This window comes from Pseudonocardia sp. EV170527-09, from assembly GCF_008369905.1.
Lineage (GTDB): Bacteria > Actinomycetota > Actinomycetes > Mycobacteriales > Pseudonocardiaceae > Pseudonocardia.
Window position 1 is genome coordinate 1 of sequence record NZ_VRMC01000079.1, and the last position, 26,933, is coordinate 26,933.

Here is a 26,933-nt window from a genome sequence, read left to right on the forward strand (position 1 = left end):
GGACCCTGGCCGACGGCTGGGCCTACGCCCGACTCTATGAGTCGACCCGCCAACGCAACGACGCCCTACCCGGCTGGCTGCACTTCTACAATCACCACCGCGCTCACTCCGCCATCGGCGGCCAGCCACCAGTCACCAGGCTGACCAACCTCCCTGGACATCACAACTAGGCTGGTGCGGAGGCAGCACGAGCGGCGCGTCAAGCAACGGCGGCCGGTTGTCACTCACGGTGAAGTCGACGGCGCGTCCGGGACCGGACCACGAGAACGTCGACGGCGCCGACGGCGACGACTCGCGAGGGAGCACGACACATGAGCAGTGAGACGCCCACCGGGGTGGGGGGAGACCAGAGCCCCGACGTCGGCGAGGTCGTCCGCTTCGAGGTGACCGAGCACGGTGACGGCGCCGTCGTCGTCGGTGTGCACGGCGAGATCGACACGATGACGGCGCCCGTGCTGAGCGAACGACTCGCCGAGCGGATCGGGTCCGCGAGCCTGCTGGTGGTGGACCTGACCCGGGTCACGTTCCTCGGTTCGGCCGGGCTGGCGGCGCTCGTCGAGGGCAAGGAGAAGGCGGAGAACGCCGGCAGCCGGCTGCGGCTGGTCTGCGGGTCGCACGCCGTCACCCGGGCGCTCGAGGCGACCAACCTGATGTCCCTGTTCGACGTGGCCGACGGTGTGCCGGAGGCACTCCGCACGGCCTGACGCCCCGGAGGCCCACGGGTGCCCGGTGGCGCCCGCGGTCCTCGACGCCGACATGGCCGAGCATCTCGGCCGGGCGGGTGCGATTCCCGTCCTCCTCCCCGACCACTCCCTCCGACGACCGGGACGACGAGCCCCACCGCGATGAGCACTCTGCACCTGGACGAGCCGTCCCCCACCTCGGGAGACGGCCCGTCCGGTGTGTCGGGACTCGCGGCCGCGGTGCGCGAGGGACGGCTGAGCGCGGCCACCGTCGCCGAGCGGCTCCTCGCCGCCCTCGACGACGCGGTACCCGTGGGCGCCGGGCTCGTGGTGGACGCCGGACCGCTGCGCGCGGCCGCCGCGGCGCTCGACCGGCGCACCGACCGGTTCGCCCTGCCGCTGGCGGGGGTCCCGGTGGTGGTCGAGGACGGCATCTCCGTTGCCGGTCGCGGGGACGAGGTCGTGCGCAGGCTGCGGGCCGCGGGCGCGCTCGTCGCCGGGCGGGCACGGACCGCCGAGCACGAGGTGGGCCTCGACGGCACCCCGGGCGGGCGGGCCACCGCGACCGTGGTCGCCTCCGGTGTCGTCCCGCTCGGGATCGGCGTGGACGGCGACGGGACCCTGCGCTGCGCCGCCGCTGCCCACGGGATCGCCGCGCTCAAGCCGGGCCGCCGGGTGCTCCCGCTGCCCGACGCCGCCGAGCGCCGCTGGTGCGGGCTGGCCGAGCCGACCCTGATCGCCGGGTGCGCCGAGGACCTCACCGTGGTGCTCGACGCGATCTCCCGCGGCACCGGGGGGCCGGCCGCGTCGTCGTCGGTGCTGCGGCTCACCGCCCCCGCCGGTCCCGGCCCCGGGTCCGGCGCGACGCCCGTCTCCTCCCTGGCCGCGTCGCTGCGGACCGGACGCACCCGGCTCGCCGGGCCGGATGCGGCGTCCGCGGTGCACACGGCGATCCGGCTGCTGCAGGACGCCGGGCTGGGCCTCGTCGCCGCCGACCCGCCGTACCGGGCCGTGCTGGTCGTCCACTCGGCCCGCCGCCGGCAGGCCGGACTCGCCCGCCGGGTGGAGGACCTCGGCCTCGACCCGGCCGAGCTGCCGCGCAGCGCCCGCAGCCTCGTCCGGCGCGGCCGCCGCGTCCGGCGCCTGGGCGGCCTGCGTCCCGCGACGCCCGCGTCGTGGCGGCAACGGATGGTCGCCTGGCTCGACGACGCCGGCGCCGAGGCGGGCCTGCTGCCCGCCCCGCCCGGTGCGTCCGGGGCCGGGTCCACCGGGGTGGCCGCGTGGAACCTGGCCGGGCTGCCGTCGCTGGTCGCGCCGGTGCACCGGCCCGGGGAACACGGCTGTGTGCAGCTCGTGGGGCGGCCGGGGTCGGAGCGACGGCTGCTCGCGACCGCCGCCCTGCTCGCCGAGGGCTGACCCGGGCCGGCGGAGCCGCTCAGTCCGCGGGCGGGGACCAGACCCCGGTCGCGACGAACCGGTCGAGGGTCGCCGTGTAGGGCGCCAGGTCCATCCCCTGGGCGGCGACCCAGGCATCGTCGTAGTAGCTGTGCCGGTAGCGCTCGCCGCCGTCGCACAGCAGGGTCACGACGCTGCCCGACCGTCCGGCACGCAGCATCTCCGCGACGACCTGGTAGACGCCCCACAGGTTGGTGCCGGTCGACCCGCCGGCCCACCGGCCGGTGCGGTCGCGCAGGTGGCGGGCCGCGGCGACGCTGGCGGCGTCGGGGACCGGGACCATCCGGTCGATCACCGACGGGACGAAGCTCGGCTCCATCCGGGGACGCCCGATCCCCTCGATCCGCGACGCCGCACCCGTCGCGTACGACGGGTCCCCCGCCGTCCAACCGGGCAGGAACGCCGAGCCCTCCGGGTCGACGACGGCCAGCCGGGTCGCGAGCCGCCGGTAACGCAGGTAGCGGCCGATCGTCGCCGAGGTGCCCCCGGTCCCGGCGCCGACGACGATCCACTCCGGCACCGGGTGCGGCTCCTCGGCGAGCTGGGCCAGGATCGACTCCGCGATGTTGTTGTTGCCGCGCCAGTCGGTGGCACGCTCGGCGTAGGTGAACTGGTCGAGGTAGTGCCCGCCGGTGGCCGCGGCGAGCCGCTCGGCCTCGGCGTAGACCTCACCGCCGTGGTCGACGAAGTGGCAGCGCCCGCCCTCCCGCTCGATCAGCGCGATCTTCTCCGGGCTGGTCGAGCGCGGCATGACGGCCACGAACGGCACCCCGATCAGCCGGGCGAAGTAGGCCTCGGAGACCGCCGTCGACCCGGAGCTGGCCTCGACGACCGTGGTGCCGTCGGTGATCCAGCCCGACGCGAGCGCGTAGAGGAACAGCGACCGGGCCAGCCGGTGCTTGAGGCTGCCGGTGGGGTGCACCGACTCGTCCTTGAGGTAGACCTGCACACCCCACTCGGCGGGCAGGTCCAGCACGTGGAGGTGGGTGTCGGCGGAACGGTTCGCGTCGGCCTGGACGCGGCGCATCGCCTCGTCGACCCAGGCGCGGGTACGGGCACAGGAACGGTCGACGGGGTGCACGCCCCCGACCCTAGATCGGTCTCGGAGCCTGCCCGGCCCGGTCCCTCGGTCACGGCGCCGATCCGGGTCACGTCGTGCCGCGCAGCCCTGCCCCGGCGCCGCCCTCCGTGCCCCCGTGCCCGCAGCGGTGCTCCGTGATCGCGCACGTCACACACCGTCGACCGCCGCACCGGCGCCGTCCGCCGAACGGGAGCTGTCGGGGTGCGTCACGGAGCCGGAGACTGACGCACCGTGAACAGCTGCCCGGGGAGTGCGACGAGGTGACCGACGGTGTCACGGAGACCGGTGCCGAGGTGACGGCCGAGGACGTGCGCGACGACGAGGCGACCCGGCCCGGGGACGCGACGCCCCCGACCGGGCGCGTTCCCGACGCCGCGCGCCCGGGGACCACGGCCGCCGGGCTGCCGCAGCGCAGCCCGCGGGGCGGCGACGGTGCCCGCACCGTCGAGCACATCGTCGAGGACCTGATGGTCCGTCTCGCCGCGGCCGAGCACGCCCGGGACACCGCCGAGCGCCGGGCCGACGCGCTCGCCGCCACCCTGGAGGAGATCCGCTCCCGGCCCGCGGAGACCTTCGGCATGCGCGCGGACAAGGTGCTCCGGATGGCCGAGCACGAGGCCGCGATGCGGCGGCGCACCGCCGAGATCGAGGCCGCGCAGCTGGTGGACGCCGCCCGCGACGAGGCCGCCCGGATGGTCGACGATGCCCGCGCGGAGGTCGACCGGCTGCGCGCGGCCGGGGCGGCCGCACGGCGGGACAGCGAGCTCGTCGCGGACACCGCGGCGTCGATGCACGCGCACGTGTCCGGCCTGCGCTCGTCGGTGCGCGACGAGATCGCCCGGCTGCACGCGATGCTGGGGGCCGAGCTGGGCAGGCTCGACACACCCGCCCGCACCCCCCGGGGCGCCGACCGGGCCGAGCGGGTCCGGCGCCCGGTGGGCGGCCCGGCGCACGCGCTGCGCACCGGGGAGACCGCCGGGCCGGACGAGGCCCCCGCCGCCGACGGCGTCGCGGACCGGGACGAGGAAGCCGCGCTCCCGGCGGTGGTGCTGCCGGAGCAGCGGGACGCCGAACCGTCACCGGCCGCCGCCGGCGTCCCCTCCACCGCCGATTCCGAGGGCAGCGCGCAGCAGACGTCCTGAGCCGGGATCGGTGCGGTCGCCCCGACGGGACGCGTCGTCGGCACCGAGCGCGCTCCGAGTGGCGATGCCGTGCCGCGGTGCCTACCGTCGACCCAATGACCGACCCCCGTCCACCCGGCGCCGGCACCAGCGACGGCTCGGGCACGGCGTCACCCGACGTCACCGACAGCTGCGACGGGCTGCGGCTGGAGACCACCCGGCCCGCGGACGGGACGGTCGTCGTCGCCGTGACCGGCGAGCTGGACATGCTGACCGCGCCGGAGCTGCGGCACTCGGTGGCCGAGCAGATCTCGGCGTCCTCGCTGGTCGTGCTGGACCTCGACGGGGTCCGATTCCTCGGCACGTCCGGACTGGCGGCCCTGATCGAGCTGCGCGAGCAGGCCCACCGGGCCGGCGTCGAGCTGCGTCTGGCGTGCACCGAGCGGCGTGTCCTGCGGCCGATCGGCATCGCCGGGCTGCACCATCTGTTCGACATCCACGACGACGTGCAGGCCGCGCTGGCGTCCTAGCAGGTGACCTGAGTCACACATTTCTGGTCCGGGTCCACCCGGCACCGGCGCGCCGGTCGCAGCGCGCAGGTGCGTGGTGGTGTCGTGAACAGGGGTGATGCCGGTCGATCCGATCGACCGCCCGCCCCCGGCGGCCGCCCGCGGCCGGTCACCGGCACCGATCCCGCCACCCCGCAGGTTTGATCTCGGACCCCCTCGGGAACCGGGTTGGGGAGCCAACCCGGTCCGCCCGGGCCCCGAGCGACGAGGTGAGCACGTGAGCGACGTTTCCCGGCTTCCCGGCCCGATGGACGACGTGTGGCAGTGGCAGCGACTGGGCGCGTGCCGCGGCATGGACAGCGCCGTGTTCTTCCACCCCGACGGCGAGCGCAACCCCTCCCGGTCGCGTCGCACCGAGCGCGCGAAGCAGGTCTGCCGGGGTTGTCCCGTGCTGCAGGAGTGCCGCCGCTTCGCGCTGGCCAGCCGTGAGCCGTTCGGCGTGTGGGGCGGGCTGGGCGAGTCCGAGCGCCGCGCCATCATCGAGCGCCGCGACGCCGAGCGCATCGTCGCCGAGCAGGGCCCGGGCCTCGCCGCCGTCGTCTGACGGCACCGCTCGACGGCTCACCGATCCGGCACGGCCCGCCCGAACATCGGGCGGGCCGTTCTGCGTGCCCGAACGTTCTCGGCTGCACCTCCGGGCGTCACACCGCGGAGGGCAGGACCTCCGGCTCGGTGATGTCCGGGGTGATGTCTGCGGTGACGTCCTCCGCGACGGGCCCCACGGGCCGGTAGGGCAGCACCGGAAGGCCGTAGACCCGGGCGACGCGGCGCACCGCGCGACGGACCACCTCGATCTCGGGGTCGGACACCGGTCCGGCGGCGGCCGGGGCCACGCACCAGGTGTCGCCGTCGGGGTCGAACCCGACCAGCTCCGAGAGCGCCGCGACGAGGTCCGCCTCGTCACCGTCCTGCACGGCCCAGCGCAGCCCGAGGCGGTGCACCCGCACCCGCTCGACCGGCAGCATCACCACCGGCGCGGCCTCGGTGCCGTCCCCAGCGCCGTCCCCAGTGCCGTTCTGGGTGTCGTCATCGAGGTCGTCCTCGGCCGCCAGCAGCTCCCGAGCCTCGGCCGGTGTCAGCGGACGCCGGGTGGGGGCCGGGTCGTCCCGCACCACCAGCAGGTCGGTCTCCCCCGCCGCGCCGGAGAGCGCCGCGAGCGGTCCCCCCGCCCTCTCCGACTCCGCTGCGGTCAGCGCCACGGCCACCAGCCTCCGCGGTCGCGTCGTCCCCTGCCCCACGCTCGCCCCCGTCGATCCCACACGTCCTCGTCCGTCGAGTACAACGCCCGGATCCCCGGATCGATCGCCGATTACCCACCCGGACGGACGAGTGGGGTCACCCGATCCACGAGCGGGAGATGACTCCCTGTCCCGAACCCCTGGACCACCTGGACCGCACACCGCCGGGACCCCGGGGCCGCCCACCGGTAGCACAGAGGGGCCGGACGGTCGAACGGCGCCGGCCGGTAGGGGCGGCCCGTCAGGCGGGATGGTCCAGACGGATCGCGAGCAACGCGATGTCGTCGTCGAGCCGGTCCGGCAGGCACACTTCGAGCACCCGCTCGACGACCCGCTCCGGGTCCGCGTCGGACGGCAGCTGCTCCACCGTGCGTTCGATGAGCGCGGTGCGGGCGTCGGCGTCCTCGCCGACGATGTCGGTCAGGCCGTCGGTGTAGAAGACCAGCAGCGACCCCGCCGCACACGGCACGGTCGCACCGTCGCGGTGCGCCCCGCTGGCCCGCCCGAACGCCGGTACCGCCCCGAGCATCGGCGAGTGGTGCGCGTCGAGCCGGTGCAGCCGGCCCTGCGGGTCGCGCAGCAGCGGCGCCGGGTGCCCGGCGTTGGCGTAGGTCAGCTCGCGCGCGCCGTCGGGGCCCGCCGGCTCGAAGCGGGCGTAGACCGCGGTCGCCATCGCGGCGATGTCCAGGCCCTGCACCAGCTGGTCGCAGCGGTCGAGAACCGGACCGGGCGCGTCGCCGCCCCAGGCGTAGGAACGCAGCACACCGCGCAGCTGCCCCATCGCGGCCGCCGCCGACAGGTCGTGGCCCACCACGTCACCCACCGCGGCGCCGACCGAGCCGTCCGGCATCGGCAGCACGTCGTACCAGTCCCCGCCGACCTGGTTGCCGTCCGCGCCCACCAGGTAGCGTGCCGCGACCCGCATCCCCGGGACCTGCGGCAACGCCGGGAGCAGGCTGTGCTGCAGGGTCGCCGCTGCGGCCCGCTCCACCTCGTAGAGCCGGGCGTTGTCGACGGCCAGCCCGGCGCGGCCCGCCAGGTCCGAGGCCAGGTGGACGTCGCGCTGGGTCCAGCGACGGCCGTAGGGGAACTGGGTGGACAACGTCACCAGGCCGAGCACCCGGCCACGGCCGAGCAGCGGGACGACCATCGCCGAGCGCAGCCGCAGCCGCTCGTAGGCGTCGGCCGCCTCCGGGTCGTCCGGATGGACCTCGCGTCCGTCGTCGGGCAGTTCCTGCACCAGGTAGGGCTTGCCGGTCCGCACCGCGGTCTTGGCCTGCTGCTCGATCCGGCCCGTTCCCAGCGGACCGGACCGGGACAGCAGTGCCTCGTCGTCGGCGTCGCGGGCCGCGACGGCCATCCGCTCGCGGCTGGCCCCGTCGGGGGTGTCGAGCAGGTCCACCGTGCACAGGTCGGCCAGCTCCGGCACCACGATCCGGGAGAAACGACGGCAGGCGTCGGCCACGTCGAGCGCCGAGGTCATCTGGGTGGTCGCCTCGGCGAGCAGCCGCAGCTGGGCCCGCGCCGCCTCGGCGTCGGCCAGCGCCGCCCGCCGCTCCTGCTCGACGACGACCCGTTCGGTGACGTCGCTCTGCACGCCGACGAAGTTGACCAGCTCGCCGTCGCCGTCGTGTACCGGCGAGACGGACACCTGGTTCCAGAACGCGGTGCCGTCGCGGCGGTAGTTGAGCAGCACCTCGGTGATCGGCCGCTGTTCCCGCAGCGCCTCGCGCAGCCGGCGGACCGCGGACCGGTCGGTGTTGGGTCCCTGCAGGAACCGGCAGTTGCGCCCGACGACCTCGTCGAGCGGATACCCCGTCAGCCGCTCGAACGACGGGTTCACCCAGGCCAGCGGGTCGTCCTCACGCTGCGGGTCGGAGATCGTGAACGACATCTCGGTGGCCAGCACGGCGCGGTCGCGCAGGAACCCCATCCGGTCGCGGTCCTCGCCCTGGCCGACCTCGGAGTCCGACAGCGGCAGCAGCACCGCCAGCGACTGGCCGGGGCCGGTGGCCGAGGGTTGGGCGAACGTGCCCTGTCCCTGGGCGCCCGGGTCGGTCAGCGCGAACCCGGTCACCCAGACCAGCGTGCTGCTGGCCGTCGCTCCCTCACCCGGAACCGGTACGCCGTCGCGGTCGGGCATCAGACCCGGCCCGTGCAGCGCCACCGGCTCGCCGGACACCGCCTCGCCGGAGGCGATCCGGGACAGCGGTGACCTCTCGTCGGTGTAGGGCCGGCCGTCCAGGTCGGTCAGCCGCACGGACTCGCTCCACTCGCGGACCCCGATCGGCAACCGCACCGGGCGGTCGCCGGCCAGCTCCAGCGCGGTGGTGTTGGCGTAGACGATCCGGCGGTCCGCGATGTCGATCATCAGGACGGCCACCTGGGTCCCGCTGCGCACGTACGGCATCGCGGGCGTGCTCGGCTGCTCGCCGAAGGACTCCACCGAGGTCGCGACCGCCTGGTCGACGGCCCGGTCCACCGCGTCGCCGGGCGGGCCGGCGGGGGTGTCGGAACCGAGATCGGGATACCGCGTCACCCGGGCGAGCCTAAGGGCAGGCGCCGTGCCGGGCTCACCGAGCCCGGCCGGTATCGTCGGTCCCGGTCTCCTGTCGTGGGTGGACCGGACCGGCGCGGGCCAGGAAGGCTCCGCCGCGCCCCCGGTGCGTCGTCGCGATGCGAGAAGGTATCTGCCCGTCGAGAGCACGGCGGCGCTCCACCACGCTTCCGCGCCGCCCGGCGCCCGACACGGAGGTGATCACCCTGCCCGGATCCGCGCCGGCGCAACCGTCCCGGGGGGACGGCGACGCCGAGCTGGACCCCGCCGACTCCGCCCACCTCGGGGTCCGCCTGTCCTCCCCGCGCAGTGGCCTGACCGTGCTCACCGTGCGTGGCGAGGTCGACACCCTGACCGCGCCGCGTCTCGAGACGGCCCTCGACGAGCTGCTGGACCTCCCGCCCGACGGCGACGGCCGCGACCTCGCCGTCGATCTGGAGGGCGTCACGTTCCTCGCCTCCAGCGGCCTGGGCGTGCTCATCCACACCGCCCGACGGGCCGCCCGGGACGGACGGCGGCTGTTCGTCGTCGCCACCAACCGGGCCGTGCTCCGGCCGCTCGAGGTCACCGGCTCCGCCCAGCTGTTCACCGTCCTGCCCGATCAGGAAGGCATTCCCGGCGCCTGAGCGGGCACCCGGTCTGCACATCCCCGCCGGAGGCGACATGATCCGGCCCGACACTCCCGTCGTACGAAAGGACTCGTCAGCGTGGCCCAGGAGGACGTGGCAGGCACGGCGCACCCCGCCGGCACCGACAACACCGTCGAGATCCGGGTCGCCGCGCGGCCCGCGTTGATCCCCACGGTCCGCGCGGTGGCCTCCGACCTCGCCGCACGCGCGGACTTCGACCTGGACGCGGTCTCCGATCTGCGGATGGCCGTCGACGAGGCGTGTGCGACGCTCGTCGCGATGGCCACTCCCGGCACGCCGCTGCGGTGCACCTTCGCCGTGTCCGACGAGCGCATCGAGGTCACCGCCCGGGTCGAGACCGGCAGCGGCGCGCAGCTGCCCACCGACAGCTTCGGCTGGCGGGTCCTGCAGACCCTGGCCGACCACGTCACCGTCGAGACCGGTGAGGAGGACGGCGGCCGTCCCGCCCTCACCATCCGGCTGCACAAGCTCGCAGGTCACGGACTGTGACGTGACGGTGGACCCCCAGTACGCCCACCTCACCCCGCTGCTCGAGCAGTACGCGGGCCTCGACGACGGCGATCCCCGCCGGGAACGGCTGCGCGAGCAGCTCGTCACCGGCTACCTGCCCGTCGCCCAGCACATCGCCCGCCGGTTCAACCACCGCGGCGAACCCCTCGACGATCTCGTGCAGGTCGCGACGGTCGGGCTGATCAACGCCATCGACCGGTTCGACCCGGAGAAGGGCGGCGAGTTCTTCTCCTTCGCCGTGCCCACGATCTCCGGCGAGGTGCGCCGGCACTTCCGGGACCAGAGCTGGTCGATGCGGGTACCGCGACGGCTCAAGGACATGCACGTGTCGATCAACGGCGCGGTGTCCGAGCTGTCCCAGACCCTCGGTCGCGCACCCCGGCCCTCGGAGCTCGCGGAGTACCTCGACCTGCCCGTCGGCGAGGTGCTGGAGGGCCTGGAGGCCGCCGAGGCCTACCGCAGCTCCTCGCTCGACGAGATGCTCTCGTCGGAGGACGGCAGTGCGACCGTGGGCGAGCTGGTCGGCGACGCCGACGCCGAGCTCGACCGGGTCGACTACCGGGAGTCGCTGCGGCCGCTGCTCGCCGAGCTCGCGCCACGGGAGCGGACGATCGTGATGCTCCGGTTCTTCGGCAACCGCACCCAGACCCAGATCGCCCAGGAGGTCGGCATCTCCCAGATGCACGTCTCCCGGCTGCTCGCACAGACCCTGTCGCGGCTGCGCAACCGGCTCGACCCGGACGACCGCACCTTCTGACGGCCGGGCCGCGCGGCCGCGTCGCACGCCGTCCGCGAAGATCGGGACGGGACCGGCGCACCGTCCGGCCTCGGAGCGGGGAGGTAGGAGATGAGCGTGCCGGAACACGTGCTGGTGGTCGGCGCAGGGCTGGCCGGACTGCGGACGGTGGAGAACCTGCGCCGGGACGGCTACGAGGGCCGGATCAGCCTGGTGGGGGCCGAGGAGCACCTCCCCTACGACCGCCCCCCGCTGTCGAAGCAGTTCCTCGCCGGCGCGTGGGAACGCACCAAGATCGACCTGTGCACCGCCGAGGACCTCGCCGAGCTCGGCGTGCGCACCCATCTCGGCCGCTCCGCGGTCGCCCTGCGGCCCGGCCAGGACCCGTCCGACGGCTCCGAGGTCGAGCTCGACGACGGCGCCGTGCTGCACACCGACGCCGTCGTCCTCGCCGTGGGGGTCACCTCCCGGGTGCTCGACGGCCAGCCGGGCTCCGCGCACCTGCTGCGCGCCGTCGACGAGGCCGAACGGCTGCGCGACGCGCTGGCCTCGGCGTCGTCGCTGCTCGTGGTCGGTGCCGGGTTCATCGGGGCCGAGGTCGCGAGCACCGCCCGGGACCGGGGTGTCGCGGTCACCGTCGTCGAGACCGGCACCGTGCCGATGGCGCGGCTCCTGGGCGAACAGGCCGGTGCGGTGGTGGCCCGGCTGATGGTCGACGCCGGGGTCGACCTGCGCACCGGGGTGGCTGTGTCGGAGCTGACGTCCTCGGGCGCCACCCTCTCCGACGGGTCGACGGTGACGGCCGACGAGATCGTCGTCGGCGTCGGCGGGATGCTCGACCTGGGCTGGCTGGAGGCCACCGGCGTCGACGTCTCGGCCGGGATCCCGTGCGACCACCGGGGCCGGGTCGACGGGCTGCCCGGGGTGTGGGCGGCGGGCGACGCCGCCGCCTGGGCCGACCCGGACACCGGCGAGCGCACCCGGCTGGAGCACTGGACCTCGGCGAGCGACCAGGCGGCCGCGGTGGCCGCGGACATCACCGGCACCGACCTGCCGCCCGCCGCGGTGCCGTTCTTCTGGTCCGACCAGTTCGGCATGAAGATCCAGCTCGTGGGGTGGCCGGACCGCGCGGACTCGCTGCTGCCGTTGCACGGGGAGGGTCTCGGCGACGGTCCGGTGAAAGGCACGGTGCTCGGCTACCTGCGCGGCGACGACCTCGTCGCCGTCGCCGGGTTCGGCGCGGCCCGGCTCGTCGCCCGCTACCGCCGTCCGCTGGCCGAGGGCGCCGACCGCGCCGCGGTGCTGGAGCTGCGCAACTCGCTGTCCTGACACACCGACGCCCGGCCGGTGCGTGCACCGGCCGGGCGTGACGTGCAGGCGGTCTAGCGGAAGATCGAGCGGACGATCGCCAGTCCGACCAGCGCGCCGACCGCGATGAGCGAGTACTTGATCTTCGGGTCGGCGAGCCGCTCGGCGAGCTGCGCCTTGCCGCCCTCGATGAGGTTCTTCGGGTTCGCCCGGTCCGCCAGGGCGTCCAGACTCTCGGCCAGCGCGTCCCGGGTCTTCTCGATCTCGCGCTGGATGTTCTCGGGGTCGCGGGCCACCACGTCCACCTCCGGTTCGGCCGGTACGCGTCCGCGTCCGGGACTCCTGCTGCTCGCGCCCGACGCTGCCCCGACAGCACTGTCCGGGCACCGCGAGCGGCGTGGGACACACCGTAGCCACCGACGGGGTCGGACCGCGCGCCCGGCCACCGGCGCGCCGCCGATCGGGTGCGCCCGACGGTCGTCGTGTCGCATCCGTCCACAACCGGCCGGTACGTCCACAGGCACCACACTCGTGGCAGCGCCGCGGCCGGCGGGTGGCACGCTGATCGACATGAGCACACGGCTGCAGGCGGGCGACCCCGCCCCCGACTTCACCCTCGACGACGCCGACGGCACGCCCGTCTCCCTGGCGGACTACCGCGGCCGCAAGGTCGTCGTCTACTTCTACCCGGCGGCGAGCACCCCCGGCTGCACGAAGGAGGCCTGCGACTTCCGCGACAACCTCGCCGAGCTGAACGAGGCGGGCATCGACGTGCTGGGCATCTCCCCGGACAAGCCCGCCAAGCTCGCGACCTTCCGCGACAACGAGAAGCTGACCTTCCCGCTGCTGTCCGACCCCGACCGCGAGGTCCTCACCGCCTGGGGCGCCTTCGGGGAGAAGAAGCTCTACGGCAAGACCGTCACCGGCGTGATCCGGTCGACCTTCCTGGTCGGCGAGGACGGCACGATCGTCGACGCGCAGTACAACGTGAAGGCGACCGGGCACGTGGCGAAGCTCCGCCGGGACTGGAAGGTCTGATGCCGGCCCGGCCGGCGGGCGCGGGGTGAGCGGGCGTGCCCCGCGCCCGCCGGTGGACCGACGAGGAGCTGGTCGCCGCGGTGGCGGCGTCGCAGCGGCTGAGCGAGGTGTGCCACCGCCTCGGGATCCGGCCCGGCCGGTACGACCAGCTACGGGCGCACATCGCCCGTACCGGCGCGGACGCGAGCCACATCCCGGGAGCGCTCGACCCCGGGCACCGCAACCACCGCCGGCGCTACACCGACGAGGCGCTGCGGGCGGCCGTCGAGGCGGAGGTCAGCGTGTACGCCGTGCTCCGGCGGCTCGGGTACGAGCCCAGCGGCGGGATGTTCCGGGCGGTGGTCGCGCACATCCGGGCGCTCGAGCTCGACACGACGCACTTCACGGGCCGTTCCTGGGCCCGGGGCCGGACCTTCCCGGGGCGGCGGGCCCGTCCGCTGGCGGACATCCTGGTCCGCGGGTCGAGCTACCGCAGCAGCGCGACCCTGCGCCGGCGGCTCGTCGCTGAGGGGCTGAAGGCCGCCCGGTGCGAGGAGTGTGGCCTGACCGAGTGGCGGGGACGGCCCGTCCCGCTCCAGCTCGACCACGTCAACGGCGACCACACCGACAACCGGCTTGAGAACCTTCGTATCCTGTGCGCGAACTGCCACGCCCTCACCGACACCTGGTGCGGCCGAAAGAACTAGCCGGCGTACTCCAACTGGCAGAGAGACACGGTTTAGGTCCGTGCAAGTGCGGGTTCGAATCCCGCCGCCGGCACGCGTCGCGTCGCCCGCCTCACCCGGCGGGCGGCGCGGTCCCGGTCGTCCCCGCATCCCCGGGTGCGACGCCGTCGGTCTCGTCGGGCAGCGGCCGGCGCGCGGCGAGCAGCACCCCGCCGAGCCCGAGCACCGCGCAGATCCCCGACACCAGCAGCAGTGCGGGCGGCACGTGCCCGGTCACCGCGTCGCCGAGGGCCACGACGGCGATGGTGCTCGGCGCCGACCCGATCACGGTGCCGACCAGGTAGGGCCAGAACCGCACCTGGGACAGGCCGGACAGATAGTTGAGCACCGCGAACGGCACCATCGGGATCAGGCGCAGCGACGTCACCGCCAGCACGCCGTGGTGGTCGAGCCTGCGGCGCACCCACACCGCGCGCGGGTGGCCCGCGTACCGGGCGACGAGCCTCCCGCCGGTGGCACGGACGAGCGCGAACGCCACGACCGCGGACAGTGCGGTCGCGAACAGGGTCAGCGCGGCCCCGCCGACGGCACCGAACAGCACCCCGGCGGACACGGTGAACACCGTCCGGGGGAACGGCGGGACGTTGAGCGCGACCTGGAGCAGGACGAACACGACCGGGCCCCAGAGCCCGGCCGACTCGACCGCCCGGCGCAGCTCACCGAACCGGGGGAACGCGGACAGCCCCAGCGACCGGGCCACGAGTACGACGAGTGCGGCCGCGAGCACCAGCCCGAGGCAGCCCAGCAGAAACCGCCACCACCGCACGGACGTCACGGTACCGAGCCCCGCGCCGGTGCCGTCGGCCGCGTCGCCGCACCGGCCGGTCCCCCGCCGCCGGTCGTCGGGCGACCTCGGCCGGCGTGCCGCCGGGATCGGCCGTGAGAGGCTGCCGACCATGAGCGACTCGGGTATCGACCCCGCCGAACTGGATGCCGACGGGCTGGCCGTGCGCCGCGAGGTCCTCGGCCAGGACTACGTCGACGCGGCGCTGGGCCGCGTCGACGACACGACCGCGGACTTCCAGAAGCTGATCACCCGCTACGCGTGGAACGAGATCTGGACCCGCCCCGGGCTGGAGCGCCGGATGCGCTCGGCGGTGACGCTGACCGCACTCGTCGCGCACGGACACTGGGAGGAGTTCGAGCTGCACGTGCGGGCGGCCCGGCGCAACGGCCTGACCACCGACGAGATCGTCGAGATCATCCTGCAGACCGCGATCTACTGCGGGGTCCCGGCGGCGAACTCGGCGTTCCGGATCGCGCAGCGCGTCCTGGCCGAGCCCGCCCCCGAGTAGCGCTCAGTCGCGGGCGAGCAGCGCCTGCAGGTGCGGGACGAGTGCGCGCAACGCGGTCCCGCGGTGGGAGGCGGCGTCCTTCTCCTCGGCGCTGAGCTCGGCCGAGGAGCGGGTGTCGCCCTCCGGGGCGAAGATCGGGTCGTAGCCGAAGCCGTTCTCCCCGCGCGGGGCGCGCAGCAGGGTGCCACGCCACGTCCCGTGCACCACGGTGCGCCCGGGCACGGAGTCCTCCGCGTCGGGGCCGTCGGTGTCACGGAGCCCGGCCGCCGCCTCGGGCGTGACGAGTGCGGCGGCGCACACGAACGCGGCGCCGCGGCGCTCGTCGGGGACGTCGGCGGTCTGTCCGAGCAGCAGCGCCAGGTTGGCCGCGTCGTCGCCGTGCCGGCCGGACCAGCGGGCGGAGAAGATGCCCGGCATGCCGTTGAGGGCGTCGACGGTGATGCCCGAGTCGTCGGCGATCGCGGGCAGCCCGGTCGCGGCGGCGGCGTCGCGGGCCTTGGCGAGCGCGTTCGCGGCGAAGGTCGCGCCCGTCTCGGGGGCCTCGGGGAACTCGGGGACGTCGGCGAGCCCGACGATCTCCACCCCGGAGAGCCCCGCGGCCTCGGTGATCCGGCGCAGCTCGACGAGCTTCTTGGCGTTGCGGGTGGCGAGCAGGATCCTCACGCGTCGCCCTCCCCTGCGGTGCCCGGGGCGGCGGGGGCGGTCTGCGCGACGATCTTCGGGTGCGGCGCGGCGAGCACCTCGACCTGGAGGCGGGACAGCTCGGCGATCCCGGCGAGCGCGGAGTCGAGCATCGCGTCGAGGGTCGAGCGGGAGAACGTGGCGCCCTCGCCGGTCCCCTGGACCTCGATGAGCGTCCCGGTCTCGGTGGCGACGACGTTCGTGTCGACCTCGGCCCGCGAGTCCTCCTCGTAGGGCAGGTCGAGCCGGACGCGGCCGTCGACGACGCCGACCGACACCGCGGCGACCTGGCAGGAGATCGGCTTGGGGTCGGACAGCTTGCCCTGCTCCCCGAGCCAGGTGACGGCGTCACACAGGGCCACGTAGGCGCCGGTGATGGCCGCGGTGCGGGTGCCGCCGTCGGCCTGCAGGACGTCGCAGTCGATCGCGATCGTGTTCTCGCCGAGCGCGCGCAGGTCGATGCAGGCACGCAGGGACCGGCCGATCAACCGGGAGATCTCGTGGGTGCGGCCGCCGATCCGCCCCTTCACCGACTCCCGCGACGAGCGGGTGTCGGTGGCCGAGGGCAGCATCGCGTACTCGGCGGTGACCCAGCCGAGGCCGGATCCCTTCCGCCAGCGCGGTACCCCGTCGGTGACGCTGGCGGCGCACAGCACCTTCGTGTCACCGAACTCCACCAGCACCGATCCCGCGGGGTGCTTCTGGAAGCCCCGGGTGATGGTGACCGGCCGCATCTCGTCGTCGGTCCGGCCGTCGGCCCTGCCCTCTGTTCGTGTCACCCGACCATCGTAGGAAGCCGGTTCAGACCTCGAACACCGCGTCGGGCCGGGCGAGCTCGACGGTCCCGCCGAAGGCCGCCTTGGCCTCGGCGCCGAGGGACTCGCGGTCGAACCAGGCCGGGACGTGGGTGACGACCAGGCGCCGGGCCCCGGCGGCCGCAGCGTGTTCGCCCGCCTCCCGTCCGGACAGGTGCACCCCGGGCGGTCCGGCTTCGGCGTGCGGCCAGCTGGCCTCGCAGAGCAGCAGGTCGGCGTCGCGGGCGGCCTCGACGAGTCCGGGGCAGGCGGCGGTGTCCCCGGAGTAGGTCAGCACCCGGCCGCGGTGCTCGAGGCGCAGCGCCCAGGCGGGGCAGACGTGCACGACCTCGTGCGCGGTGACGGTGACGACGTCGTCGCCGGCGCCGACGGTGAACGGCTCCCCCGCCACGAGGTCGCGGAAGGAGAAGACGTCGGTGAGGTCGGTGCGGGCGTAGTCGGCCTCGGTGACGGCGTCGGCGCGGGCGAAGCGGGCGTGCGCACCGGCCGGGGCGTGCACGGGCAGCTTCCGCGCGGTCGCGTCGAACGGGGGCCGGGGATGGTAGCGACGGTGCACCGCCAGCGACGGGAAGTCCGAGCAGTGGTCGGGATGCAGATGGCTGAACACCGCGGCGTCGAGGGAGAACGGGTCGGCGTGCCGCTGCAGGGCGCCGAGGGTGCCGTTGCCGAGGTCGAGGGTGAGGCGGGTCGACCCGGCCTCGACGAGGTAGCCCGATGCCGGGGACTCGGGTCCGGGGCCGCTGCCGGAGCACCCGAGAACGATCAGCCGCATGCGCGACCCTAACCCGTTCGTGAGGTGCGCCGCAGCCACCAGAGTCCGACGAACGGCAGTACGAGCGGGACGAAGCCGTAGCCGGCGCCGAAGTGCGACCAGACCGTCTCACGGGGGAAGTCGGCGGGGACGAACGTGGTGAACGCACCGACCCCGAGCACGCCGACGAGCTCGAACACCACGGCGGACCAGGCGAGACGGCGGAAGCCGGGCCCGGTGCCCGCCAGCCCGACGGTGGCCAGGATGTAGACGAACCCGGCGAGCGCGGACAGCGAGTACGCCAGCGGTGCCTCGCCGAAGCGTTCGGCGATCTGCACCCCGGCGCGGGCCGAGGCCGAGAGCGCGAAGATGCCGTAGACGGCGATGAGGATGCGGCCGGGGCCGGTGGCGGTGGCGCGGGGCCCGGGGGCGTGCGGCTCAGGCACCGGGCACCCCCGGGATCCACAGGCCCTGCAGGCGCAGCACGGCGACGAGCGTCCCGATCGCGCCGACGGCGATCACGGCTCCGCCCCAGCGGCTCGGCTCGGCGGTGGCGAACTGCAGCGCGATCACCGGGACGCAGACCGCGACGGCGAGGTAGATGAGGAAGGTCGACTGTTCGGGCAGGGTGACCCCGCCGAGCAGGACCCGGTACGCCGCGATCGCCGCCTGCACGACGATGAGCGCCACACAGATCCCGACGGCGACGGCGTGCACCCGGCTCGGGGGCCGGTTCAGCGCCGTCGTGACCAGCCCGAACAGCGCGGTGGCCGAGAGCGCCACGGTGATCACCAGGACGAGCGTTCCGATCACGGCGGGAACGCTACCCCCGCGCCCCTCCGACACGGCGCCGGACCCGCCGTCGTGGCCGGTGGGCATCCACATCCCGTGGCCGTCAGGCGGACGGGAGTGCGGCGCCCGCGCGGCCCACGACCGACCCGATCTCCGGGCCCAGGAGCCGGCGGCCCAGGCGGGCGAAGGGCTCCGGGTCGCCGGTGGCGAGGAAGCGGTGCGGTGCGGGCGGGGCGGTGTCGTCGCGCAGCAGGTCGTGCGCGTGCAGGGTCCGGACCAGGGTGCGGGCGGTCTCGTCGGCCGAGGACACGAGCGTCACGTCCGGGCCGAGGACGATCTCCAGCACTCCGGACAGCAGCGGGTAGTGGGTGCAGCCGAGGACGACGGTGTCGACCCCGGCGCGCTGGAGCGGCTCCAGGTAGCCCTGGGCGACGCCGAGGACCTGGCGGCCGCTGGTGGTGCCGCGCTCGACGAAGTCGACGAACCGGGGGCAGGCGACCGACGTGATCTCGGTGTCGGGGGCGGCGTCGAAGGCGTCGGCGTAGGCGCCCGAGGCGATCGTCGCGGCGGTGCCGATGACACCGATCCGACCGTTGCGGGTGGTGGCGACGGCGCGGCGCACGGCCGGGCGGACGACCTCGACCACCGGCACCGGGTAGCGCTCGCGGAAGTCGGCCAGGCACGCCGCCGAGGCGGAGTTGCAGGCGATGACCAGCGCCTTGACCCCGGAGTCGACCAGCTCGTCGCCGATGCCGAGTGCGAGGCGCCGGATGTCGGCGAGCCGGCGCGGCCCGTACGGGCTGTGCGCGGTGTCGCCGACGTAGACGATCTGCTCGGCGGGCAGCAGGTCGATGACCGAGCGGGCGACGGTCAGACCGCCGACCCCGGAGTCGAAGATGCCGATCGGGGCGTCGAGCCCGGGTGCGTCGCTCACACCCTAGGAGGGTAGGCGGTCCGCCCGGGACACCCAGTAGGCGGCGAGCACCCCACCGACCGCGCCGAACAGGTGGCCCTGCCAGGACACCGACGGATCCGAGGGCAGCACGCCCCAGAGGATGGAGCCGTAGAACAGGAACAGCACGACGGCGAGCAGGATCTGTCTGCCGTTGCGGGCGTAGAAGCCGCGGGTGAGCAGGAACAGGAACCAGCCGAACACGATCCCGGAGGCGCCGAGTACCGGCAGCGGCGAGGTCAGCCACACCCCCAGCCCGCTGATCACCCAGATCGTCGCGGTGACCGCGAACCACTGCACGATGCCGCCGGACATCGCGAGGAACCCGAAGATCAGGAATGGCAGGCTGTTGGCGGCGAGATGCGCCCAGTCGCCGTGCAGCAGCGGCGCGGTGAGGATCCCGGCCAGCCCGTCGACGTCGCGCGGGTAGATCGCCGAGGCGGCGTCGACCATCCCGCCCGACGCCTGGTCGACCGCCTCGAAGACGTACAGCGCGGCGGTGAACACCAGCATGATCACCGCCGCGCGCACCGGCGCGGGCGGCAGCACACGGGCGGGGCGGCCGTCCGGGGGTGCGGTCATGCCGTCCACGGTACCGGCGCGCCCGCCCGCTATGCCCGTTGTGACCGGTTCAGGCCCAGAGGTGCCCGTCGATGCCCTGCGCGGCGGTGCCCAGGTCACCGGAGTAGGCGCCGGTGGACAGGTACTTCCACCCGCCGTCGCAGACGATCATCACGACGTCGGCGCGCTGACCGGCGTCGAGCGCCTTGTTCGCGACGCCGAGGGCGGCGTGCAGGATCGCGCCGGAGGAGATCCCGGCGAAGATGCCCTCCTGCTCCACCAGCTGGCGGGTGCGGCGCAGCGCGTCGTAGGAGCCGACCGAGAAGCGACCGGTCAGCACGGTCTCGTCGTAGAGCTCCGGGACGAAGCCCTCCGACAGGTTCCGCAGGCCGTAGACGAGCTCGCCGTAGCGAGGCTCGGCCGCGACGACCTGCACGTCGGGCTTCTGCTCACGCAGGTAGCGCCCGGCCCCGACGAGGGTGCCGGTGGTGCCGAGCCCGGCGACGAAGTGGGTGATCGACGGCAGGTCGCGCAGGATCTCCGGGCCGGTGCCGCGGTAGTGCGCGTCGGTGTTGGCCGGGTTGCCGTACTGGTAGAGCATCACCCAGTCCGGGTGCTCGGACGCCAGCTGCTTGGCGAGGGCGACGGCCTGGTTCGACCCACCGGCCGCCGGCGAGGAGATGATCTGCGCGCCGTACATCGCCAGCAGCTGGCGACGCTCCTCGGAGGTGTTCTCCGGCATCACGCAGATGATCTCGTAGCCCTTGAGCTTCGCGGCCATCGCCAGGGAGATCCCGGTGTTGCCCGAGGTGGGCTCCAGGATCGTGCAGCCGGGCGTGAGCAGCCCCTGCTTCTCGGCGTCCTCGATCATGGCCAGCGCGGGCCGGTCCTTGATCGAGCCGGTGGGGTTGCGGTCCTCCAGCTTCGCCCACAGCCGCACGTCCTCCGACGGCGACAGGGACGGCAGCCCGACGAGCGGGGTGTCGCCGACGGCGTGCAGCAGCGAGTCGTAACGCACGGGATCTCCTCACGCGCCGGTGCCGGGCGGGCGGGCCGCCCGGCACCGATCTCCGGTGGGGCTCAGCGACCGCCGGCCACGGCCGGGAGGATCGTGAACGTCGAGGACTCCTTGACCGGGGCCTCCAGGCCGCCGGCGAAACGGATGTCCTCGTCGTCGACGTAGATGTTGACGAAGCGGTGCAGCTTGCCGTCGGTGATCAGACGGTCCTTGATGCCGCTGTGCCGCGACTCCAGGTCGTCGATGACCGCGGAGACGGTGTCGCCCTTCGCCTCGACGGTCTTCTCGCCGCCGGTGTGGGTGCGAAGGATGGTGGGGACGGACACGGAGACGGCCATGTCGGTGATCACTCCTGGTGGGGTCGCTCTGGCGTGGACTTCTGCACGCGGCAACGCGGCCGGAGTACGGCGACATTCCCGCGCAACCTCCGGCGCGGGTGCGCGAGAGGGTCGATCAGGCCCGGTCGGGCACGTCGTCGGAGCCGGTGTGGGAGAACATGTAGGACTCCACGACCGCCAGCTCGTCCTCCACGACCTCGCCGTCGGCGAGGTGGTAGGAGCGCACCTCGGGCTCGGCGTCGGCGGTGGCGAGGCCCACGATCAGCCAGTGCTGGTCGGGGGTCCACTCCATCTGGGCGACGTCCTTGGGCGACGGGTAGGCCTCGGGCAGGCCGGTGTGCGCCACCGGGCGCCGCGGCAGCCGCGTGTGGGAGTGGACGACGAGCATGCGGCGCTCACCGGCCGCGTCCAGCTCGCGCTCCAGGCGGATGTCCTCGGCCGGGGAGAAGGCGAAGTCGCTCGCCACCTCGTCGGCGTTGGTCATCGGCACGTAGCGCTCGGGGTGCTCACCGGTCTCGGGACCGACGAGCTGCCCGCACGACTCGACCGGGAAGTCCCGGCGGGCGTGCGCGACGATCGCATCGACGAGGTCGGACCTGAGGACGAGCACGACGTGAGGATACGCGGCCCCGGCGGCGGGACCGAACACCCGCCGGGCCCGCACCCGGCGTTCACGCACTCGACACCACGGTCTGTGATCCCGGCCACGGCCCGGCGGTCGACGGTGCCTCCATACTGCCCTGCGTGTCCTCCTCCGGTCGCCGTGTCGGAATCGTCCTCGCCGCCCTGCTCGCCGTCGTCCTGGCGGTGGGGGTCACCGTCGAGGCGGTGACGCTCTCCGGCCGTCCCGCCCCGGGTGCCCCCGGCCCCGGCACGGTGCGGCTCATCGCGCTCAACGACCTGCACGGCAACCTGGAACCGCCCTCGGGGTCCTCGGGCCGGGTGACCGACGACGCCGGCGCGCAGGTCGAGGCCGGTGGTGCCGCGTTCCTCGCCGCGCACGTCGCGGCGCTGCGGGCACAGGCTCCGGCGAGCGTGGTGCTGTCCACCGGCGACAACGTCGGCGCGTCCCCGCTGGCGTCGGCGCTGTTCCACGACGAGCCGACCGTCGAGGTGCTGGAGCGGATCGGTGTCGCCGCGTCCGTCGCGGGCAACCACGAGTTCGACGAAGGCATCGCCGAGCTGCGCCGGCTGCAGCACGGCGGCTGCCACCCGACCGACGGCTGCCGCTTCACCCCGTCCTACGACGGCACCTCGTTCCCGATCCTGTCCGCCAACGTGACCGACGGCTCCGGGCGGCCCGCGCTCGCCGCGTCGACGGTGGTGGAGGCGGGCGGGACCCGGATCGGTGTCATCGGCGCCACCCTGTCCGAGCTGCCCGACCTGGTCTCCCCCGACGGCATCCGCGGCCTGGCGGTCGGCGACGAGGTCGCCGCGGTCGACGCGGCGTCGCGCGGGCTGACCGCGCAGGGGGTGCGGGCGCAGGTCCTGCTGCTCCACCAGGGCGACGAGACGACCGGTGACGGCGGCCCGGACGCCTGCGCGATCGAGCCCGGCGGGCCCGCGTCGCGGATCGCGGCCGCGGTGTCCGCCGACGTCGACGCGGTGTTCTCCGCGCACACCCACCAGCAGTACCTGTGCTCGGCGACCGACCCGGCCGGGAACCCGCGACCGTTCGTGCAGGGCCTGTCGTTCGGCAGGCTGCTGTCGGTGGTCGACCTGGCCCTGACCGGCGAGGGCGACGTGGACCGCGGCGCGACGACGGCCCGCAACGAGGTCGTCACCCGCGACGTCACCCCCGACCCGGGCGTGGCCGAGGTCGTCGACCGTGCGGTCGCGCAGTCGCGGCCGCTGGCCGAGCGTCCGGTCGGGACGGTGGCCGGGCCGCTGCTGCGCGCGGCCGGGCCGACCGGGCTGTCCCCGCTCGGCACGGTGATCGCCGACGCCCAGCTCGCCGCCTCCCGCGGCGACGGCGCGCAGATCGCGCTGACCAACCCCGGCGGGGTGCGCGCGGACCTGGTGCCCGGCGCGGGCGGCCGGGTCACCTACGGGCAGGCCTACACCGTGCAGCCGTTCGGCAACATCCTGCAGACGATGACGCTCACCGGTGCCCAGCTGCGGGCGGTGCTCGACCAGCAGTTCACCGTCGAGGACGGCCCGACGGTGCTGCAGAGCTCGTCGAACCTGCGCTACACGGTGACGGGGAACCGGGTGGGCGACATCGCGATCGGCGGTGTCCCGGTCACCGACGGCGGCCGCTACCGGGTCGCGACGAACAACTTCCTGTCCGCGGGCGGCGACGGCTTCGACACCTTCACCGCCGGGACCGAGCTGGTCGGCGGGCCGGTGGACCTCGACGCGTTCGTCGCCTACCTGGGCGCGAACCCCGGGCTGACCCCGCCGTCCACCGACCGGATCGTGCGCCGGTGACGGCGGTCGGCCGGGCGGATCAGAGCCCCCGGACGCGAACCCGGACCAGGGAGTCCTGCACGTAGGTCAGCCAGTGGTAGACGCCCAGGTGCTGGGCCCGCGGGTCGTCGTCGGGCAGCTGCTCGGGCATGTCCTCGCTGACGTCGAGGGCGGTGCCGAGCGCGAGCCGCACGTCGTTGAGGGCGGCCAGCCAGGCGTCGACCTGGGCCTCGGTGAGCTCCAGCCGTCCACCCGCCTCGGGCAGGGTGTCCAGCACGGTCGCCGCTGCGGCGTCCTTGGCCTCGATCAGCGACGGCTCGTGCAGCGAGCGCATCCCGCCGGCGAGGTCGGAGTCCTCGGTGGTGAAGTCCGGCAGCAGCCGGGCCAGCACCCGGTCGGTCGGCCGCGACGTCGGGCCGGTGCGGATGCCGGTGAGCTCGGCGAGCTCGTCGGTGGACGCGAGCTCGGCGCGACCGGCGAGCATCTGGCGGATCTCGGTGAACAGCCCCCGCAGGACGACGGCCTCCTCGCCGGAGAACCCGGACGTGTAGCGGACGCGGTCGCCGCGGCCGCTGCGCTTCCAGCCGTTCACCCTCAGGCCCGCTGCATGGTGGCCCACAGGCCGGCCGCGTGGAGCTGGGCGACGTGCCCCTCCACGGTGTCCTTGTCACCGGCCGACACGGCGGCGCGCCCCTTGTGGTGCACGTCGAGCATCAGCGCGGTGGCCTTCGCCTCGGGGTAGTGGAACACCTTCTGCAGCACGTAGGTCACGTACGACATGAGGTTGACCGGGTCGTTCCAGACGATGGCCTGCCACGGCGTGTCGGGGCCGGCGGACTCGTCCAGGTCGGGCGTGACCTGCTCGGTGGGCGCCGGGGACGGCGCTGGTGACGGCGCGGACATGCGCCCCATGGTGGCACAGCCGGGACGAGGGTCCCGGCCCGACCGCACGGCCCCCGACACGGCCCCCGAGACCAGCCCCGGCCCGACCGCTCCGGCACCGACCAGCGCGGCCCCGACCACGTCGGCAGGCGCGGCCGTAGGCTCCCGACCATGACCGGCACGGCCCTGCTGACCGACCGCTACGAGCTGACGATGGTGGCGGCGGCCCTCGCCGACGGCACCGCGGAACGGCACTGCGTCTTCGAGCTGTTCGCGCGCCGTCTCCCCGACGGGCGCCGCTACGGCGTCGTCGCCGGGACGGGGCGGCTGCTGGAGGCGCTGTCGCGCTTCCGCTTCTCCGACGCCGACCTGGAGTTCCTCACCCCGGTCGTCGACGCGGCGACCCTGGATCGGCTCCGCGACTACCGCTTCTCCGGCGACGTCGACGGCTACCCGGAGGGCGAGCTGTACTTCCCCGGCTCCCCCGTCCTCACCGTGACCGGCACCTTCGCCGACGCGGTGATCCTCGAGACCCTCGCGCTGTCGATCTACAACCACGACAGTGCGATCGCCTCGGCCGCAGCGCGGATGGTGACCGCGGCGGCCGGGCGGCCGCTGATCGAGATGGGCTCGCGGCGCACCCACGAGGAGGCCGCCGTGGCCTCCGCCCGGGCGGCGTACCTGGCGGGCTTCGCGACGACGTCGAACCTCGCCGCCGGTGCCCGGCACGGCATCCCGACCGCGGGCACGGCCGCGCACGCCTGGGTCCTGCTGCACGACGACGAGCCGTCCGCCTTCGCCAGCCAGGTCTCCGCCCTGGGCACCGACACCACGCTGCTCGTCGACACCTACGACATCCGCCGCGGCATCTCACACGCCGTCGCGGCCGCCGGCCCCGGGCTGGGTGCGGTCCGCATCGACTCCGGGGACCTCGGTGTACTGGCCCGCCAGGCCCGCGAGCAGCTCGACGCGCTCGGTGCCACCGGGACCCGGATCGTGCTGTCCGGTGACCTCGACGAGTACGCGATCGCCTCGCTGCGCGCCGAGCCGGTCGACTCCTACGGCGTGGGGACCTCCCTGGTCACCGGGTCGGGCTCGCCGACGGCCGGAATGGTCTACAAGCTCGTCGAGGTCGACGGGCGCCCGGTGTCCAAGCGGTCGAGCGCGAAGGAGTCCCGCGGCGGGCGCAAGGCGGCGCTGCGTCGGTTCAAGCCGACCGGCACCGCGGTCGAGGAGGTCGTGTACCCCTACGGCGCCGATCCGGTCCCCGGCCCGCACGACCGGGTGCTGCCGGAGCCGCTGGTACGGGGCGGCGAGGTCGTCGCCGACGACTCCGTCACCGGCCTGGAGTCCGCCCGGGAGCGGCTGCGGACGGCGCTGGTCGCCGTACCGTGGGAGGGGCTGAAGCTGTCCCGCGGCGAGCCCGCGATCCCGACCACCTTCCTCACCGGGAGCTGAGCCATGGCCCGAGCGTTGATCGTCGTCGACGTCCAGAACGACTTCTGCGAGGGCGGCGCCCTCGCGGTGGCCGGCGGGGCCGCCGTCGCCGCCGGCATCGGGCCGCTCGCGACCGGCGGCCGGGACGGCACGGCCTACGACCACGTCGTCGCCACCCGGGACGTGCACGTGGACCCGGGGCCGCACTTCTCCGACACCCCGGACTTCGTCGACTCCTGGCCGCCGCACTGCCGCGCGGGGACGCCGGGCGCGTCGTTCCACCCGGCGTTGGACGTCGCCCCGATCGAGTGCGTCTTCGACAAGGGCGCCTACACCGCTGCCTACTCGGGCTTCGAGGGCGCGAGCGCCAACGAGTCGGGCCAGCCGCTCGGCGACTGGCTGGGCGAGCGCGGGGTGACCGAGGTCGACGTCGTCGGCCTGGCGACCGACCACTGCGTCCGGGCGACCGCGCTCGACGCCGCACGGCTCGGGCTCGCGACGACGGTGCTGCTGCACCACTGCGCGGGGGTCTCCCCGGAGACGACGGAGCGGGCGCTGGCCGAGCTGGCCGAGGCCGGCGTGGAGCTCCGCACGGCCTGAGCCGGGCACCGGCCGGGAGCGCGTCCCGGCCGGTGCCCGGCTCAGTGGCGCTCGACCGTCGTGACCTGGGGGGACCGGTCGCCGTCCACCGGGGTGGCGTCGTCGTCCGTCGGAGTCGCGTCGCCGTCGGGGCGCTGCGGGTCTGCCGGGACGCTCAGCGGGTCGACCGCCGCGACCGGGACGGCCGCTCCCCCGGGGTCCACGTCGGTGACCCCGTCGTCCTTGGCGAAGGAGCCGACCTTCACGTAGAAGTCGTCGCCGTGGTTGTCGGTCGCCCAGTCGACGGCCTGCTCCATGACCTCGGCGCTCTTGACCGCGCGCAGGATGACCCGGTCACGGCGGACGTCGCGGTGCAGGGCCACGCACAGCAGCACCATGATCACCACGAACGGTGCCGCGACCAGGATCGTGAGGTTCTGGATGCCCGACAGGGCGTCCTCGCCCCCGGTGAGCAGCATCAGCATCGCGACCGCGCCCATCGCGGCGCCCCAGAAGACGACCACCCACTTGCTGGGCTCGATGGTGCCGCGCTGGGACAGCGTGCCCATGACGATCGACGCGGCGTCGGCGCCGGAGACGAAGAAGATCGCGACCAGGACCATGACGAGCAGGCCGGTGACGGTCGCCCACGGGTAGGCGCCGAGTACCTGGAACAGCTGGACGTTGGAGTCGTCGGAGAACTGTGTGCCCTGCTGGGCCTGGGTGATGGCGGTGCCGCCGAAGATGCAGAA

34 protein-coding genes and 2 tRNA genes are annotated in these 26,933 nt (G+C 74.5%); 18 read left to right on the plus strand and 18 right to left on the minus strand.

Annotated elements, in window-relative coordinates:
* The 4 genes from FVA95_RS21470 to FVA95_RS21485 all read left to right on the plus strand — a co-directional run.
* A partial coding sequence (locus FVA95_RS21470) for an integrase core domain-containing protein (RefSeq protein ID WP_149665004.1) occupies nt 1-170 on the plus strand: 170 nt, incomplete at its 5' end.
* A gap of 141 nt (nt 171-311) precedes the next feature.
* Complete coding sequence (locus FVA95_RS21475) at nt 312-704, plus strand: STAS domain-containing protein (RefSeq protein ID WP_149665773.1); 393 nt, start codon at nt 312-314, stop codon at nt 702-704.
* Between the two features lie 6 nt (nt 705-710).
* A tRNA-OTHER gene (locus FVA95_RS21480) sits at nt 711-800 on the plus strand.
* Nucleotides 801-845: 45 nt separating this feature from the next.
* Entirely contained in the window at nt 846-2,099 is a 1,254-nt protein-coding gene (locus tag FVA95_RS21485) for an amidase family protein (RefSeq protein ID WP_149665774.1), read from the plus strand.
* Between the two features lie 19 nt (nt 2,100-2,118).
* Here the strand turns inward: FVA95_RS21485 and FVA95_RS21490 are convergent, their stop codons facing one another.
* A complete protein-coding gene (locus FVA95_RS21490) occupies nt 2,119-3,165 on the minus strand; it encodes a PLP-dependent cysteine synthase family protein (RefSeq protein WP_205015926.1) in 1,047 nt (348 codons plus the stop codon).
* Between the two features lie 314 nt (nt 3,166-3,479).
* On the opposite strand from FVA95_RS21490, the gene FVA95_RS21495 reads away from it, so the two are divergent.
* From FVA95_RS21495 to FVA95_RS21505, 3 genes are all read left to right on the plus strand, one after another.
* Complete coding sequence (locus FVA95_RS21495) at nt 3,480-4,361, plus strand: ATP synthase F0 subunit B (RefSeq protein ID WP_149665775.1); 882 nt, start codon at nt 3,480-3,482, stop codon at nt 4,359-4,361.
* 95 nt (nt 4,362-4,456) lie between these two features.
* Nucleotides 4,457-4,870 (plus strand): STAS domain-containing protein, encoded by a 414-nt coding sequence (locus FVA95_RS21500; protein ID WP_149665776.1) that lies wholly within the window; start codon nt 4,457-4,459, stop codon nt 4,868-4,870.
* A 256-nt stretch (nt 4,871-5,126) separates the two neighbouring features.
* On the plus strand, nt 5,127-5,453 hold the full coding sequence (locus FVA95_RS21505) for a WhiB family transcriptional regulator (RefSeq protein WP_060710891.1): 327 nt from the start codon (nt 5,127-5,129) through the stop codon (nt 5,451-5,453).
* A gap of 97 nt (nt 5,454-5,550) precedes the next feature.
* Here FVA95_RS21505 and FVA95_RS21510 read toward each other — a convergent pair whose 3' ends face one another.
* Nucleotides 5,551-6,108 carry a hypothetical protein gene (locus FVA95_RS21510; protein WP_149665777.1) on the minus strand — a complete coding sequence of 186 codons (558 nt, stop codon included), beginning with the start codon at nt 6,106-6,108 and terminating at the stop codon, nt 5,551-5,553.
* Between the two features lie 280 nt (nt 6,109-6,388).
* Nucleotides 6,389-8,686 (minus strand): SpoIIE family protein phosphatase, encoded by a 2,298-nt coding sequence (locus FVA95_RS21515; RefSeq protein ID WP_149665778.1) that lies wholly within the window; start codon nt 8,684-8,686, stop codon nt 6,389-6,391.
* A 215-nt stretch (nt 8,687-8,901) separates the two neighbouring features.
* Between FVA95_RS21515 and FVA95_RS21520 the strand changes: the two genes are divergently transcribed.
* The 4 genes from FVA95_RS21520 (at nt 8,902) to FVA95_RS21535 (ending at nt 11,929) form a co-directional block, all read left to right on the plus strand.
* The gene (locus FVA95_RS21520) at nt 8,902-9,330 is read left to right on the plus strand and encodes an STAS domain-containing protein (RefSeq protein WP_161992384.1); all 429 of its coding nucleotides are present in this window, start codon (nt 8,902-8,904) and stop codon (nt 9,328-9,330) included.
* Nucleotides 9,331-9,411: 81 nt separating this feature from the next.
* Nucleotides 9,412-9,843 carry an ATP-binding protein gene (locus tag FVA95_RS21525; protein WP_149665780.1) on the plus strand — a complete coding sequence of 144 codons (432 nt, stop codon included), beginning with the start codon at nt 9,412-9,414 and terminating at the stop codon, nt 9,841-9,843.
* Between the two features lies 1 nt (nt 9,844).
* On the plus strand, nt 9,845-10,621 hold the full coding sequence (locus tag FVA95_RS21530) for a SigB/SigF/SigG family RNA polymerase sigma factor (protein ID WP_020624056.1): 777 nt from the start codon (nt 9,845-9,847) through the stop codon (nt 10,619-10,621).
* 90 nt (nt 10,622-10,711) lie between these two features.
* The gene (locus tag FVA95_RS21535; RefSeq protein WP_149665781.1) at nt 10,712-11,929 is read left to right on the plus strand and encodes an NAD(P)/FAD-dependent oxidoreductase; all 1,218 of its coding nucleotides are present in this window, start codon (nt 10,712-10,714) and stop codon (nt 11,927-11,929) included.
* A gap of 53 nt (nt 11,930-11,982) precedes the next feature.
* Here the strand turns inward: FVA95_RS21535 and FVA95_RS21540 are convergent, their stop codons facing one another.
* Nucleotides 11,983-12,204, minus strand: coding sequence for a DUF3618 domain-containing protein (locus FVA95_RS21540; protein ID WP_060714386.1), 222 nt, complete (start codon nt 12,202-12,204; stop codon nt 11,983-11,985).
* A gap of 274 nt (nt 12,205-12,478) precedes the next feature.
* Here FVA95_RS21540 and bcp point away from each other — a divergent pair, with 274 nt between their 5' ends.
* The 3 genes from bcp (at nt 12,479) to FVA95_RS21555 (ending at nt 13,705) form a co-directional block, all read left to right on the plus strand.
* Nucleotides 12,479-12,946 carry a thioredoxin-dependent thiol peroxidase gene (bcp, locus tag FVA95_RS21545; protein ID WP_060714385.1) on the plus strand — a complete coding sequence of 156 codons (468 nt, stop codon included), beginning with the start codon at nt 12,479-12,481 and terminating at the stop codon, nt 12,944-12,946.
* A 35-nt stretch (nt 12,947-12,981) separates the two neighbouring features.
* Nucleotides 12,982-13,632, plus strand: a complete 651-nt coding sequence (locus FVA95_RS21550) for an HNH endonuclease (RefSeq protein ID WP_149665782.1) — start codon at nt 12,982-12,984, stop codon at nt 13,630-13,632.
* Nucleotides 13,632-13,705: transfer RNA gene (locus FVA95_RS21555), tRNA-Leu, on the plus strand. The genes FVA95_RS21550 and FVA95_RS21555 overlap by 1 nt, the downstream gene beginning before the upstream one ends.
* Nucleotides 13,706-13,723: 18 nt before the next feature.
* On the opposite strand, the gene FVA95_RS21560 is transcribed toward FVA95_RS21555, so the two are convergent.
* Nucleotides 13,724-14,437, minus strand: coding sequence for a TVP38/TMEM64 family protein (locus FVA95_RS21560; RefSeq protein ID WP_149665783.1), 714 nt, complete (start codon nt 14,435-14,437; stop codon nt 13,724-13,726).
* A 130-nt stretch (nt 14,438-14,567) separates the two neighbouring features.
* Here FVA95_RS21560 and FVA95_RS21565 point away from each other — a divergent pair, with 130 nt between their 5' ends.
* Nucleotides 14,568-14,966: a carboxymuconolactone decarboxylase family protein gene (locus FVA95_RS21565; RefSeq protein WP_020624061.1), complete on the plus strand. Its 399-nt coding sequence runs from the start codon at nt 14,568-14,570 to the stop codon at nt 14,964-14,966.
* 3 nt (nt 14,967-14,969) lie between these two features.
* On the opposite strand, the gene FVA95_RS21570 is transcribed toward FVA95_RS21565, so the two are convergent.
* From FVA95_RS21570 to FVA95_RS21615, 10 genes are all read right to left on the minus strand, one after another.
* Nucleotides 14,970-15,629 carry a non-canonical purine NTP pyrophosphatase gene (locus FVA95_RS21570; RefSeq protein WP_149665784.1) on the minus strand — a complete coding sequence of 220 codons (660 nt, stop codon included), beginning with the start codon at nt 15,627-15,629 and terminating at the stop codon, nt 14,970-14,972.
* A complete protein-coding gene (gene rph, locus FVA95_RS21575; protein WP_020624063.1) occupies nt 15,626-16,426 on the minus strand; it encodes a ribonuclease PH in 801 nt (266 codons plus the stop codon). Before rph ends, FVA95_RS21570 begins: the two co-directional genes overlap by 4 nt.
* A gap of 22 nt (nt 16,427-16,448) precedes the next feature.
* The gene (locus tag FVA95_RS21580) at nt 16,449-17,234 is read right to left on the minus strand and encodes an MBL fold metallo-hydrolase (protein ID WP_149665785.1); all 786 of its coding nucleotides are present in this window, start codon (nt 17,232-17,234) and stop codon (nt 16,449-16,451) included.
* Between the two features lie 8 nt (nt 17,235-17,242).
* On the minus strand, nt 17,243-17,659 hold the full coding sequence (locus FVA95_RS21585) for a hypothetical protein (RefSeq protein WP_020624065.1): 417 nt from the start codon (nt 17,657-17,659) through the stop codon (nt 17,243-17,245).
* On the minus strand, nt 17,652-18,026 hold the full coding sequence (locus FVA95_RS21590; protein WP_149665786.1) for a hypothetical protein: 375 nt from the start codon (nt 18,024-18,026) through the stop codon (nt 17,652-17,654). The genes FVA95_RS21585 and FVA95_RS21590 overlap by 8 nt, the downstream gene beginning before the upstream one ends.
* An 82-nt stretch (nt 18,027-18,108) precedes the next feature.
* A complete protein-coding gene (gene murI, locus FVA95_RS21595) occupies nt 18,109-18,939 on the minus strand; it encodes a glutamate racemase (RefSeq protein ID WP_149665787.1) in 831 nt (276 codons plus the stop codon).
* Nucleotides 18,940-18,942: 3 nt separating this feature from the next.
* Entirely contained in the window at nt 18,943-19,539 is a 597-nt protein-coding gene (locus tag FVA95_RS21600; protein WP_149665788.1) for a rhomboid family intramembrane serine protease, read from the minus strand.
* A gap of 49 nt (nt 19,540-19,588) precedes the next feature.
* Nucleotides 19,589-20,536, minus strand: coding sequence for a PLP-dependent cysteine synthase family protein (locus FVA95_RS21605; protein ID WP_020624070.1), 948 nt, complete (start codon nt 20,534-20,536; stop codon nt 19,589-19,591).
* A 62-nt stretch (nt 20,537-20,598) separates the two neighbouring features.
* Complete coding sequence (locus FVA95_RS21610) at nt 20,599-20,874, minus strand: MoaD/ThiS family protein (RefSeq protein WP_043278539.1); 276 nt, start codon at nt 20,872-20,874, stop codon at nt 20,599-20,601.
* 115 nt (nt 20,875-20,989) lie between these two features.
* The gene (locus FVA95_RS21615; RefSeq protein WP_149665789.1) at nt 20,990-21,484 is read right to left on the minus strand and encodes a Mov34/MPN/PAD-1 family protein; all 495 of its coding nucleotides are present in this window, start codon (nt 21,482-21,484) and stop codon (nt 20,990-20,992) included.
* 134 nt (nt 21,485-21,618) lie between these two features.
* Here FVA95_RS21615 and FVA95_RS21620 point away from each other — a divergent pair, with 134 nt between their 5' ends.
* Complete coding sequence (locus FVA95_RS21620) at nt 21,619-23,304, plus strand: bifunctional UDP-sugar hydrolase/5'-nucleotidase (protein WP_240051652.1); 1,686 nt, start codon at nt 21,619-21,621, stop codon at nt 23,302-23,304.
* A gap of 19 nt (nt 23,305-23,323) precedes the next feature.
* Here FVA95_RS21620 and FVA95_RS21625 read toward each other — a convergent pair whose 3' ends face one another.
* Together FVA95_RS21625 and clpS are read right to left on the minus strand one after the other, a co-directional pair.
* Nucleotides 23,324-23,875 carry a DUF2017 domain-containing protein gene (locus tag FVA95_RS21625; RefSeq protein ID WP_075307921.1) on the minus strand — a complete coding sequence of 184 codons (552 nt, stop codon included), beginning with the start codon at nt 23,873-23,875 and terminating at the stop codon, nt 23,324-23,326.
* Between the two features lie 2 nt (nt 23,876-23,877).
* Nucleotides 23,878-24,186 carry an ATP-dependent Clp protease adapter ClpS gene (gene clpS, locus FVA95_RS21630; RefSeq protein ID WP_060710877.1) on the minus strand — a complete coding sequence of 103 codons (309 nt, stop codon included), beginning with the start codon at nt 24,184-24,186 and terminating at the stop codon, nt 23,878-23,880.
* Between the two features lie 150 nt (nt 24,187-24,336).
* On the opposite strand from clpS, the gene FVA95_RS21635 reads away from it, so the two are divergent.
* A complete protein-coding gene (locus FVA95_RS21635; RefSeq protein WP_149665790.1) occupies nt 24,337-25,623 on the plus strand; it encodes a nicotinate phosphoribosyltransferase in 1,287 nt (428 codons plus the stop codon).
* Between the two features lie 3 nt (nt 25,624-25,626).
* Nucleotides 25,627-26,202: an isochorismatase family protein gene (locus tag FVA95_RS21640; protein WP_060710875.1), complete on the plus strand. Its 576-nt coding sequence runs from the start codon at nt 25,627-25,629 to the stop codon at nt 26,200-26,202.
* Between the two features lie 41 nt (nt 26,203-26,243).
* On the opposite strand, the gene FVA95_RS21650 is transcribed toward FVA95_RS21640, so the two are convergent.
* A partial coding sequence (locus tag FVA95_RS21650; RefSeq protein WP_193564396.1) for a BCCT family transporter occupies nt 26,244-26,933 on the minus strand: 690 nt, incomplete at its 5' end.